Origin of the sequence: Streptococcus gingivalis, assembly GCF_035544715.1 — a bacterium.
GTDB classification, from domain to species: domain Bacteria; phylum Bacillota; class Bacilli; order Lactobacillales; family Streptococcaceae; genus Streptococcus; species Streptococcus gingivalis.
The window spans coordinates 431633-443410 of record NZ_JAYKTO010000001.1 but is presented as its reverse complement, the minus strand read 5'-3'; the positions used below and the strand labels follow the sequence as shown (position 1 = coordinate 443410).

11 protein-coding genes are annotated in these 11778 nt (G+C 41.3%); 4 read left to right on the top strand and 7 right to left on the bottom strand.

From position 1 onward, the window contains the following. Positions 1-228: 228 nt before the first annotated feature. From SM122_RS02085 to SM122_RS02065, 5 genes are all read right to left on the bottom strand, one after another. The gene (locus SM122_RS02085; RefSeq protein WP_195327130.1) at positions 229-576 is read right to left on the bottom strand and encodes a thioredoxin domain-containing protein; all 348 of its coding nucleotides are present in this window, start codon (positions 574-576) and stop codon (positions 229-231) included. A gap of 107 nt (positions 577-683) precedes the next feature. Continuing rightward, a complete protein-coding gene (locus tag SM122_RS02080; RefSeq protein WP_195327131.1) occupies positions 684-2399 on the bottom strand; it encodes a phospho-sugar mutase in 1716 nt (571 codons plus the stop codon). A 148-nt stretch (positions 2400-2547) separates the two neighbouring features. Beyond that, positions 2548-3108: an ECF transporter S component gene (locus tag SM122_RS02075; RefSeq protein ID WP_195327132.1), complete on the bottom strand. Its 561-nt coding sequence runs from the start codon at positions 3106-3108 to the stop codon at positions 2548-2550. Next, positions 3105-3644, bottom strand: a complete 540-nt coding sequence (coaC, locus tag SM122_RS02070) for a phosphopantothenoylcysteine decarboxylase (protein ID WP_195327133.1) — start codon at positions 3642-3644, stop codon at positions 3105-3107. The genes SM122_RS02075 and coaC overlap by 4 nt, the downstream gene beginning before the upstream one ends. 10 nt (positions 3645-3654) lie before the next feature. After that, positions 3655-4332, bottom strand: coding sequence for a phosphopantothenate--cysteine ligase (locus SM122_RS02065; protein WP_195327134.1), 678 nt, complete (start codon positions 4330-4332; stop codon positions 3655-3657). A 175-nt stretch (positions 4333-4507) separates the two neighbouring features. Here SM122_RS02065 and SM122_RS02060 point away from each other — a divergent pair, with 175 nt between their 5' ends. Next, complete coding sequence (locus SM122_RS02060; RefSeq protein ID WP_195327135.1) at positions 4508-6178, top strand: formate--tetrahydrofolate ligase; 1671 nt, start codon at positions 4508-4510, stop codon at positions 6176-6178. 68 nt (positions 6179-6246) lie between these two features. On the opposite strand, the gene SM122_RS02055 is transcribed toward SM122_RS02060, so the two are convergent. Continuing rightward, a complete protein-coding gene (locus SM122_RS02055) occupies positions 6247-7590 on the bottom strand; it encodes an MATE family efflux transporter (RefSeq protein WP_195327136.1) in 1344 nt (447 codons plus the stop codon). Between the two features lie 96 nt (positions 7591-7686). Here SM122_RS02055 and SM122_RS02050 point away from each other — a divergent pair, with 96 nt between their 5' ends. Beyond that, a complete protein-coding gene (locus tag SM122_RS02050; protein WP_195327137.1) occupies positions 7687-8241 on the top strand; it encodes a GNAT family N-acetyltransferase in 555 nt (184 codons plus the stop codon). Between the two features lie 185 nt (positions 8242-8426). On the opposite strand, the gene SM122_RS02045 is transcribed toward SM122_RS02050, so the two are convergent. Beyond that, entirely contained in the window at positions 8427-9455 is a 1029-nt protein-coding gene (locus SM122_RS02045; RefSeq protein ID WP_155169192.1) for a YdcF family protein, read from the bottom strand. 134 nt (positions 9456-9589) lie between these two features. Between SM122_RS02045 and brnQ the strand changes: the two genes are divergently transcribed. Both brnQ and ccdA2 read left to right on the top strand, forming a co-directional pair. Then, on the top strand, positions 9590-10906 hold the full coding sequence (gene brnQ / locus SM122_RS02040; protein WP_155169194.1) for a branched-chain amino acid transport system II carrier protein: 1317 nt from the start codon (positions 9590-9592) through the stop codon (positions 10904-10906). A 153-nt stretch (positions 10907-11059) separates the two neighbouring features. After that, entirely contained in the window at positions 11060-11767 is a 708-nt protein-coding gene (ccdA2, locus tag SM122_RS02035) for a thiol-disulfide oxidoreductase-associated membrane protein CcdA2 (RefSeq protein ID WP_049473243.1), read from the top strand. Positions 11768-11778: the final 11 nt, after the last annotated feature.

Sequence of the window (11778 nt, the reverse complement as noted above, 5' to 3'; positions counted from 1 at the left end):
TTCTTAATCTTGATATTTGCTACCATATTCATAAATGAATTACTATTTGAAAAGTACAGAAAATGGTTTACAAAACGCTTTAATCTTGATGATAGGCTAGAGGAGCATGAATTTCCAATATTTTTCTTAAAAGAAAAGAAGATTTATTAAAATAGTTCGATTAAAAGATTTTGACAATTTTTATTGAGAACGAAAAATAGCTAGAGAATCATCTCTAGCTATTTTTTCTTATAAATGAGCAAAGGCTTTGATTTCTTCTTCAGACATGGAAGAGTCGCAACGAACATTGACTTCGCCGGATTCAACATGTAAAAATCCAGGGACAGTTGGAATACCGTAAGTTGAGCGGAAGGCTTGTAATGCGTCTAGCTGACTTGGTTCTTCACTATTGATGAAGTAGATATGAGCTTTTGTTTCAGCTACGACAGTTGCTAACTTACTAGCAAACTTCCGGCAGTAAGGACAAGTCTTGCGTCCGATAAAGAAGGTTGCTGTTTCTTTTTGATCGATCGCTTCTTGCGCACGCGCTACAGTTGTAACTTCAAGATCTTTAATATCTTCTAAAAATTGTTCCATGAGATTACCTCGCTTTCTTCTAAATCTAGTATGCCATATTTTCTAAAAAATCGCTGGTATTTGCTACGAAAGAAAGAGAAAAGCTCCATTGAGGAGCTTTTCATGTTTTAGCCTACAAAAGCATTAATTTCTGCTTCGATATTCGCAATTTTTTCTTTAGCATCTGCTTCAGATTCACCAACTGTAGCAATGTAGAATTTGATTTTTGGTTCGGTACCTGAAGGACGAACAGCAAACCATGAATCATCAGCCAAGATGTATTTCAATACGTTACTTGGAGGAGTTGTTAATTTTTCAACGCCGTCGGCAGTAGTAGCTGTTTGTTCCAAGAAGTCTTCTGTCTTAGAAATGTCTGTATTGTTAAATTGTTTAGGAGCATTGCCACGGAATTTATCCATGATTTTCTTGATTTCAGCAGCTCCATCCACACCTGAAAGGGTAACAGAGATGGTTTTTTCTGCGAAGTAGCCGTATTGTTTGTAGATTTCTTCGATACCATCTGCCAAAGTCATACCACGTGAGCGGTAGTAAGCTGCGATTTCAGCAACGATAAGAACGGCTTGGATAGCGTCTTTGTCACGTACGAATGGTTTGATGAGGTAACCGAAGCTTTCTTCAAAACCAAGCATGTAAGTGTGGTTGTGTTGTGTTTCAAATTCATGGATTTTTTCACCGATAAATTTGAAACCAGTCAAGACGTTAAACATGGTTGCGCCGTAGCTTTTTGCAATCTTGGTCACCAACTCAGTGGATACGATGGATTTACAAAGAGCAGCATTGGCAGGAAGAGTACCGGCTGTTTTGTGAGCTTCAAGAATATATTTAGCAATGATCGCTCCGATTTGGTTACCAGAAAGGTTGAGGTAAGAACCATCTGGTTGGCGGATTTCAACACCAAGGCGGTCTGCATCTGGGTCAGTTGCAACCAATACATCAGCGTCTACTTTGCGGCCAAGTTCTTCAGCAAGAGCAAAAGCAGCTTGGTTTTCAGGATTTGGAGATTTAACAGTTGAGAAGTCAGCGTCTGGAACAGCTTGAGCTTCAACAACTTGAACTGCTTCAAATCCAGCTTGTGCAAGAGCACGACGAGCCAACATTTCACCTGTACCATGAAGAGGAGTGTAGACAATCTTCATGTCGCGACCGTATTCATTGATCAAGTCTTGGTTGATGTTAACGCCTTTCACTTCTTTCAAATATTCAGCGTCGACGTTTTCACCGATAACTTCAATCAAGCCGTTAGCTTTGCTTTCTTCAAGATCAGCCAATTGAACAGTGAATGGATTTTCGATCGCACGGATGTAATCTGTCAATGCATCCGCATCTGCAGGTGGCATTTGTCCACCGTCTTCACCATATACCTTGTATCCATTAAATGGAGCAGGGTTGTGGCTAGCTGTTACCATGATCCCAGCAAATGTGTGGAGGTGACGAACAGCAAATGACAATTCAGGTGTTGGACGAAGGCTTTCAAATACATAAGATTTGATACCATGGGCAGCCAAAACTTGAGCAGATTCAAAAGCGAACTCAGGAGAGAAGTGACGGCTGTCATAAGCAATGGCAACTCCACGTTTTTTAGCTTCTTCCCCTTTTGATTCGATCAATTGGGCCAATCCTTCAGTTGCTTGGCGAACAACATAGATATTAATACGGTTGGTACCAGCACCGATTAATCCACGCATACCAGCTGTTCCGAATTCAAGGTTAGTGTAGAAGGCATCTTCTTTTGTTTTTTCATCCATTGCGACCAACTCATCACGAAGGTAAGCTGGTAATTCAGCAAAGTCGAGCCATTTTTGGTAGTTTTCTTGATAGGTCATGCAAGCGTCTCCTTTTTGCGTTATATTTAATCGCTTTCATTATAGCAGATTTTTTCAGAAAATTCTAGCTATAATTGTAAATCTTTTCAAAAATAATAAGCATTTAACCATTAAAAAAGCCAAGACGAATCTGTCTTGACTTGGAAGATTATTTTAATTTTTCAAGAGATGGAACGACTGCACTGGTAATGAGTACTGTCGCAATGACTTCGATGAGTGAGTTAGTAGACACAATCAAGCCAAGGAAATGTTGAATTCCCCCTCCAAAACTGTTACCAAAGAAGAAGTAAATCCCACTTAGAACGAAAACAGTATTGGTCATAGAGCCGACAATTCCAGCGATCACAAGTCCAGTACGATTGCGAATCCAGCGATAGACGAAGTATGGGGTTACTCCGATGAGAATCCGAGGGACTATGGCAATGATAAGGGAGTAGAGATTCCCGTGAGGGACAAAGGGACTAAAGAGATAGCTAGCGGGTGTTATAACCAGGGTATTCATAGTGAGGCTAAAGAGTCCCATGAGAAGTCCTAAGATAGCTCCAATCCGTGGACCGTATATGATAGAGGCGATCACGACAGGAATATGAACCAAGGTTGGTTGAATGCCTGATGGAACAAATTGCAGAATGAAGGACGTCACAAAGTGAATGGTGATCATCACCGCAAAAAAGATGGCAATTCGTGAAATAGAAGATGATTTTCTCATAAACAATTCTCCTTAACAGTTTCTACAATAGTTTCTACAGGCGCTAGAGCTCCAGCACCTTTGTCCCCACAAGCAAGAACAGCATCACGAGGTTGGATAATCTGGTAACCATAGTCTTGTAAGAGCTTTAGATTTCGTTGGGTAGCGGGATGTTCTAACATTTTTGTATTCATAGCAGGGGCCAGTAATTTTTTAGTTCTTTGTGGCAAGGCTAGAGCTGTGCTTGTGACCATATTATCTGCCAGTCCCATAGCCAATTTAGCAATGGTATTGGCACTGGCTGGCGCGACAAGAAAGAGGTCAGTTTCTTTCCCAATGTCGATGTGCTCGATCCGCCGTGGATCGTCTTCCACCATAACATCTAGCCCTACTTGGTTTTTTGAAAGAACTTGCAAGGTTAAAGGGGTGATAAATTTTTGGGCTGAAGGAGTCATGAGGACCTTCACTTCAATTCCCAATTTGGTTAGTTGGCTGGTAATATCAGCAGCCTTATAGGCGGAAATACTACCGGTAACCGCTAAAGTAATGTGTGTCATATGTTCCTTTTTATTTGATATAACGTAGGATAGCCTCTGCGATTTCTGTTTTCGTAGAAGCTTCTAGGACCTGATCATCTGTCACTAGATAGGCTTGATGCTGACCGTTCTGAATCTTGGTCAGATCATTGGCAACGATCATGCTGGCATGATTTTTAACCAAGCTTTCACGCGCTACATGGATCAACTCTTCAGAAGAAACGTCGACTAAAAGCTTAAAGCCGATCAGTTGAATAGCAGGGTTCCATTCTTTGACGAGCGAGATAATCTTGGGATTTTTCTTTAGAAAGAGCACTTGGTATTCTTCTTTGGAAGAAATTTTCGCTTCCTGATTTTCGCGATGGATAAAGCTATGAAGGTCTTGAGCCTTCTCAACTTCCTCAAGGCCTGTCATGTAAACAGGTGTGTAGTCTGAGACTGCCATAGCGTGAATCAAAACCTGATGATGAGGGACTTCCGTTTTCATTTGTGTGAGAAGTTCTTCGACATTCTGGATCAATAGAAGTCGAAGCTGTGGATGAGGATCGGGTTTAAGCGCGGTAGGCGTTGTGATCAAGGTCACCTGATGTCCCTTTGCAAGAGCCATTTCTGCAAGGATTTTCCCTAGGCTCCCGGTGGAATGATTGGTGATCGAACGAACACTATCAATGGCTTCGCTCGTCCCACCTGATGTAATTAAAATATGCATATGCTTATTTTACACAAAAAAGATACGTAAGTAAAGTTCTGAAGCTATTAGGATTAACTATGTATAGCCATAAAATTTAGATAAAAAACGAACGTTCGATTCAAAAGGTGGAAAAACCATGTTATTTTCGCGAATTTTAGGTATAATAGATCTATCAAATATAAAGGAGTCCCTTATGAAAACAGATATCGAAATTGCTCAAAGCATTGAACTCCAACCGATTGTGGACGTTGTTAAGAAAATTGGTTTGGTTGACGATGATCTTGAATTGTATGGAAAATACAAGGCAAAATTGAGCTTTGATAAGATTCGTAAAGTTGAGAAAAATCCAGTAGGAAAACTTATCTTAGTCACTGCGATCAACCCAACTCCAGCTGGAGAAGGGAAATCAACCATTACCATTGGTCTAGCAGATGCTTTGAATAAAATCGGTAAAAAAACCATGATTGCCATTCGCGAACCTTCTTTAGGTCCAGTTATGGGGATTAAAGGTGGTGCTGCTGGTGGTGGCTATGCCCAAGTTCTACCGATGGAAGACATCAACCTTCATTTCACAGGGGATATGCATGCGATCACAACGGCTAATAACGCTCTCTCAGCATTGATTGATAATCATTTGCATCAAGGAAATGAGCTAGGTATTGACCAACGTCGGATTATCTGGAAACGAGTAGTGGACTTGAATGACCGTGCTCTTCGTCATGTCTCTGTCGGTCTTGGCGGTCCTTTAAATGGGATTCCGCGTGAAGACGGATTTGATATTACCGTTGCTTCTGAGATTATGGCCATCCTTTGCTTGGCGACAGATATTGAAGATTTGAAACGTCGTTTGGCCAACATCGTGATTGGTTACCGTTATGATCGTAGCCCGGTCTATGTCCGTGATTTGGAAGTGGAAGGGGCACTTGCCTTGATCCTCAAAGATGCGATCAAGCCAAACTTGGTTCAAACCATCTATGGTACACCTGCCTTTGTTCACGGTGGTCCATTTGCCAATATCGCCCATGGATGTAACTCTGTGTTAGCAACGACGACAGCTCTTCATTTAGCCGACTATACGATTACAGAAGCTGGTTTTGGGGCTGACCTTGGCGCTGAAAAATTCCTTGATATTAAAACTCCAAACTTGCCTACATCACCAGATGCGGTTGTGATTGTAGCGACTCTCCGTGCTCTTAAGATGAACGGTGGAGTGATCAAGGATGCTTTGACTGAAGAGAATGTAGAAGCTGTTCGTGCTGGTTTTGCCAACTTGAAACGTCACGTTGAAAATATCCGTAAGTTTGGCATTCCTGCAGTGGTTGCCATCAATGAATTTATCACTGATACAGAAGCAGAAATTGCTGCTTTGAAAGAATTGTGTGCTGAAATTGATGTGCCAGTTGAACTTGCAAGTGTATGGGCGAATGGTGCGGACGGTGGAGTTGACCTTGCTGAAACCTTGGTTAAAACCATCGAAACAAGTCCAGCTAACTACACACGCTTGTATGATAATAACCTTTCTGTTGAAGAAAAAATTGAAAAGATTGTTACAGAAATTTATCGCGGTACTAAGGTGAATTTTGAGAAGAAAGCCAAGACACAAATTGCCCAAATCGTGAAAAATGGATGGGATAAGTTGCCAATCTGTATGGCCAAAACACAATATAGCTTCTCTGATAATCCAAATGCCTTGGGAGCTCCTGAAAACTTTGAAATCACTATCCGTGAAGTGGTTCCAAAATTGGGAGCAGGCTTTATTGTCGCTTTGACTGGGGATGTCATGACCATGCCTGGTTTACCAAAACGTCCAGCTGCTTTGAATATGGATGTGGCTGATGATGGAACAGCCATCGGTTTGTTCTAATAGCTAGATATCTAAAAACAACTTCTGTTCAAATGAGCAGAAGTTGTTTTGGTCTTGTTAATCAATCATTATTCAGTAAGGAGTTGGTACCTGATTTTTCGATAGATTATGATGAGCTGTAGGGTCATGGGAATCCAGATAAGGGGTTCGCAGAGAATGACCCCCATGTAGCCGGTGTGAGGAATAATCCACAGAACGAAGAAAATTTTTCCAAACAATTCAATAAAACTGGATGTGAGTGGGGTTAATTTTTTACCCATTCCCTGTAGGGCATTTCTCAGGATGATGAGACTCGCCAAAATAGGATAAAAGCAAGAGCTGATCTGGAGATAAAGACTGGCATTTGCAATGAGATCAGGATTTGTCGAGCCGGAAATAAAGCTGGTTAAAGACGGACTTGTGAAGAATAGAAGAGCAGCAACCAAGACAGACCAAACCCAAGAAAGAAGGTTGGCAATGGTAACGCCTTTTTTGATCCGCTGGAATTGCTCTGCGCCAAAATTCTGCGAGATAAAGGTTGTGATACTTGAGGCGATAGCAGTAATCGGTAAAACGGCAAAGGACATGATACGACGGGCTGCGACCTGTGCACTGATAATGGTTGTTCCAAGCTGATTAATAGCGGATTGGAGGATAACCGTTCCAATCGAAACGATGGAAGTCATGAGGCCCATGGCAAGGCCCTGACTTAGCAGATCCTGATAAAGCTCCTTGTCCCAAACAAAATCCTTGCGATGCGGGAGCAGAAAAGGGACCTTCTTACGAATATAGAGAAGACAAAGAAGGGCCGAAATACCCTGGGCAATAATGGTCGCAATTCCAGCGGATTGGACTCCGAGATGGAGTTGGGTAATAAAATAAAGATCGAGAAGAATATTGAGAACGGCAGCGATAATCAGGAAGTAGAGTGCCGCTATGCTATCGCCAACAGCTCTAAGAAGTCCAGCGCAAAGATTATAGGCAAAGGTCACAGCCACACCATTGACAATAGTGGAGATATAGAGATAAGACTGAGACACAATTGCTGATGGGGTCCCTAAAAATTGGAGCAGGGGAAAAAGTCCAACAGCACCAATGAAGATCACAAAGAGACTGAGGATGCCACCAATAATAGCAGTTGCGGCGACTGATTTTCGTAATTGGTCTTCGTTTTTGGCTCCATAATTTCTCGCGATAATAATCCCCATCCCATTTCCAACACCGACAGCAAATCCAACGATCAAATCAAATATGGCAGAGGTTGCTCCAACGGCAGCCAATGATTTTTGACCTAAAAAACGCCCCACAATCATAACATCCGAGGTATTGTAGAGTTGTTGAAAGATATTGGATAAAAGAATAGGAAAGGCGAAACTCAAAAGAGCGGGTAAAATAGGACCATCTATGAGATCCACACGTTGAATTCTTTTCATAGTGTCATTATACCAACTTCAGGAACCAGCGACAAGCGTCGATAGTTGAAGGCCCTTACATTTTTTGGTATAATCAGGGCAGAAAAGGAGGCTTTTATGAGCTTAACCAGTAAATTAATTACGGAAACGTTCCCAGATCTGGACAAGGTCGAGAGGCTGAATATCGAGGCATTCCCAGAAGAAGAGCGAGTCCCTATGTCGGAATACCTGCGTTATACGGACAATGACGATGCTAATTTTTTTGCTTTTTATAACGAAGAAGAATTTGTAGGATTTGCTTTTTCTATCTATAACCAGAAAGCTTTTTATGTTAGCTTCTTTGCCATTATGCCCCACCTACGTAGCCACGGTTATGGTCAAGAAATCATTGAAAAATTGGTAGAATTTTACCAAAGAACCATGATTCTTGAAGTGGAACGTTTGGATGAAGAATGTGACAATCTAGAGCAACGTCAGTCTCGGATGGATTTCTATAAGCGAAATGGATTTAAAACTGCCAATGCCTTTTTAGAATACGAAGGACTGAGCTTTGAAATTCTCTATCGGGGTGACCACTTTGACGAAGAGGCTTATCGCGATATTTTCCGTAAACTGCAGGAAGAAAATTATTTCGATTTCCGCATTAAATATAGACGCTTTAGTGACCACTAGACAAGAAGGAGGCTGGGACAAAAGTCCTAGCCTCTCAATTATTTTTGGATTGTCGAGCAAGACGCAGTGGTTGAGTGGGCTCTACTACGCTGATTTCATCAGCTTTTACAGCCCTACTCAACTGTGCGGAGGTGGGACGACGAAATCGAATTCTAACGAATTACCGATTTCTGTCCCACTCTCTTTTAGTTTAGATATTTAATGAAGAACTCAATCAGTTTCATGATTTGTGTAAAGAACCAAGGCAGAAATAGAAAAGCTAGGAAGGTAACATGCCATTTCCAATAAAGTGAAACCAAGCCAACGGTTTCTCGAATCCAAGCGGATGGGAGATAGTAAAAGGCTGTTCTTGAACCGATACTTCGACCAGGTATTTTCAATCGTCTCATAAAGACACCTGCACGGAGCGCGTGAAAAGAATTGGTCACCACAAGGACTCTCTTGCCAAGCCCCTCTTCTTCAAGGATACGCTTGCTAAAGGTCAGGTTTTCAAAAGTAGTACGAGAGCGATTCTCGATGAGAATGGCGTCTTCTGGCACCCCATGTTCCATCAAGTATCTGGCCATAGCTTCCGCCTCAGCGATCAGCTCATCTGACCCTTGACCACCAGAAACAATCAACTTTGGTCGTTTCTTGAACTGCTCATAGACGGCCTTTCCCTTCTCAAGACGCTGGGCCAAGAGTGGGGGAATCTTGTCTCCGATCAAACCTGAGCCAAGGATGATGATGGCGTCTGGCTCTTTGCGAACTGGAAAGAGATTGCAAAAAGTCCCATAGGATACATAAGAGAGGTAGAGAAAAGTCATGTAAAACAGGGCGAAGTCAGTCAGATAAATGAGGATGTCATTCCCTGGGAAATAGGGTAGAAAATGTAGTGCCAAAGCTCCGATAATAAACAGCCCATAGAGCAGAGAGAGGAGGTTGGCCAGCCTTTTTCCTTCAAAAGCCATCATTTGACGTCCGTTAAAAAGGAGAAAGATAGATGAGAAAATAATGCTGAGAAAAACGAGGATGGAAATCACCACAAAGACAATCATTGCAATTTGTTGATTAAACCATAACTCAGTTCGAACGACTAGTAAAAATGCAGAAATCAGTAGAAAAAGCCCCAAGTTTATCGAAAAGAGATAAGCATTGAAAAGCCTTCTGCGATCACTCATAAAGAACAATAAAAAGATAAGAGCTGGAAATAACCAGAATAGATATAGATACATGTTTTGCCCCTCGTAAAATCTTACATCCATTGTACCATAATGACTGATAAAAATAGCGGATTGTTCATACAAATAAGTTGCATTCTTCAAATGAATTTGATAAAGTTAAGATTATCGTTTTTTAAGGAGATCGTATGTTACGAAAAGGTTCCCTGACAGGTTTATTACTGTTTGGTATTTTTTTTGGTGCTGGAAACCTGATTTTCCCGCCGACTCTTGGTGCTTTATCGGGTAATCAATTTTGGCCAGCTATTGCTGGGTTTGTCCTTTCAGGAGTGGGAATTGCCATTGTGACCTTGATTATCGGGACACTCAATCCCAAAGGTTATATTGATGAGATTTCTCGTAAGATTTCACCTGTTTTCGCAATTGTATACTTAGTTGCGCTGTATCTTTCGATTGGTCCTTTCTTTGCCATTCCAAGAACGGCGACGGTATCTTTCGAAGTGGGGACAGCCCCCTTATTAGGTGGAATGAATGCCAGTTTAGCACTTTTCATTTTTACCCTGGTCTACTTTTTGCTTGCCTTTCTGATTGCTTTGAATCCATCTAAGATTCTAGATCGAATCGGTCGTATTTTGACCCCGATCTTTGCGATTCTTATTTTGATCTTGGTCGTTCTGGGAGCTTTAAAATACAGTGGACATGTTCCAATGGTGGCCACAAAAGCCTATCAGGCTTCTGCCTTTGGGCAAGGATTTTTAGAGGGCTACAATACCTTGGATGCCTTGGCATCTGTTGCCTTTAGTGTGATCGCAGTGACGACCTTGAATCAACTTGGATTTTCAAGTAAGAAAGAATATATCAAGACTATTTGGTTGGTTGGAATTGTCGTAGCCCTTGGTTTTAGTGTGCTATATATCGGTTTAGGATTTCTGGGGAATCATTTTCCAATTCCGGCTTCTGTTATGGCATCTGATACCAATAAAGGGGTGTATGTATTATCAGAAGCAACCAAAGCGATCTTTGGTCCGACTGCTCAGATTTTCCTAGCAGGAATGGTGACGGTAACTTGCTTTACCACAACCGCTGGTTTAATCGTCTCTACCAGTGAATTCTTCCATAGCACCTTCCCTAAGGTCTCTTACAAGGTCTATGCAAGTGTCTTCACTTTGATTGGTTTTGCGATTGCCAACCTAGGCTTGAATGCCATTATTGCTTTCTCATTGCCAGTCTTGATGATTCTTTACCCAATCACCATTACCATTGTATTGATTGTGATAGTGAATAAATTTGTGGCTCTTTCAAAACCAGGAATGCAACTGACTATTTTCTTGGCCAGCTTGGTCTCTCTTGCAAGTGTTCTGGCAAGTACCTTTAAAATTTCACTAGTAGAAAAGGGGATTGCTTTGCTTCCATTTGCAGCTCAATCTCTTCCATGGTTGGTTCCAGTAGTTATCGGGATTCTTTTATCGCTCGTATTACCAAATAAACAAACGGCAGAAGAATAAGTATATTAGAAACTCTAAAGTTTTGTGCTTTAGGGTTTTTCTTTTGAAACTAGTACCTAAATCCAAAATATAGCAAAAGAACGTAGCAGAAATTTTTATTATAGGTCAATCAATGTTATACTGAATGTAGCATATCAATATACGGAGTGAACTATGAATCCAATCATTTTTTCATTGACAGTTTTTCTTGCGGGTATTCTGTCTTTCTTTTCTCCCTGTGTCTTTCCTTTGCTGCCGGTTTATATTGGAATCTTGCTAGGAAGTGATCAGGAAAAGGCTATCCGATTGTTCGGGAAAAAAATTCGCTGGCATGGCTTGCTGAAAACCCTATGTTTTATTGCTGGTATTTCTGTTATTTTCCTCCTCATTGGTTTTGGAGCGGGCTTACTTGGAAAGATCATGTACACCAATTGGTTCCGTTATCTGATGGGAGCCCTCATCATTATCCTTGGTCTTCATCAGATGGAAGTCTTTCACTTTCATTTCCTTGAGAAGCAAAAAACAATGGATTTTGGAGCCAACAAACAGAAGAATGAGTTGTTTTCAGCTTTTCTCCTCGGTCTTGGTTTTAGTTTTGGTTGGACGCCTTGTATTGGTCCGGTATTAGGATCAGTTCTTGCTTTAGCAGCATCAGATGGGCAAGATGCTCTTATGGGAGCTATTTATCTCCTTGTTTATACATTGGGAATGGCTCTTCCGTTTTTACTTTTGGCCTTAGCATCTAGTCTGGTCTTACCTTACTTTAATCGTCTCAAACCCCATTTGTTATTGCTGAAGAAAATCGGCGGAGCCATCATTATTCTAATGGGAATTCTCTTACTCTTGGGACAATTGAACAGTTTGTCATCTATCTTTTCATAAAATAATCCGGA

Bases quoted from the DNA above. Each gene is read 5' to 3' on its own strand.
- SM122_RS02060 (WP_195327135.1), top strand. From the start codon at position 4,508: ATGAAAACAGATATCGAAATTGCTCAAAGCATTGAACTCCAACCGATT.
- ccdA2 (WP_049473243.1), top strand. From the start codon at position 11,060: ATGAATCCAATCATTTTTTCATTGACAGTTTTTCTTGCGGGTATTCTG.
- coaC (WP_195327133.1), bottom strand. From the start codon at position 3,644: ATGACACACATTACTTTAGCGGTTACCGGTAGTATTTCCGCCTATAAG.
- SM122_RS02050 (WP_195327137.1), top strand. From the start codon at position 7,687: ATGAGCTTAACCAGTAAATTAATTACGGAAACGTTCCCAGATCTGGAC.
- SM122_RS02080 (WP_195327131.1), bottom strand. From the start codon at position 2,399: ATGACCTATCAAGAAAACTACCAAAAATGGCTCGACTTTGCTGAATTA.
- brnQ (WP_155169194.1), top strand. From the start codon at position 9,590: ATGTTACGAAAAGGTTCCCTGACAGGTTTATTACTGTTTGGTATTTTT.
- SM122_RS02075 (WP_195327132.1), bottom strand. From the start codon at position 3,108: ATGAGAAAATCATCTTCTATTTCACGAATTGCCATCTTTTTTGCGGTG.
- SM122_RS02065 (WP_195327134.1), bottom strand. From the start codon at position 4,332: ATGCATATTTTAATTACATCAGGTGGGACGAGCGAAGCCATTGATAGT.
- SM122_RS02045 (WP_155169192.1), bottom strand. From the start codon at position 9,455: ATGTATCTATATCTATTCTGGTTATTTCCAGCTCTTATCTTTTTATTG.
- SM122_RS02085 (WP_195327130.1), bottom strand. From the start codon at position 576: ATGGAACAATTTTTAGAAGATATTAAAGATCTTGAAGTTACAACTGTA.
- SM122_RS02055 (WP_195327136.1), bottom strand. From the start codon at position 7,590: ATGAAAAGAATTCAACGTGTGGATCTCATAGATGGTCCTATTTTACCC.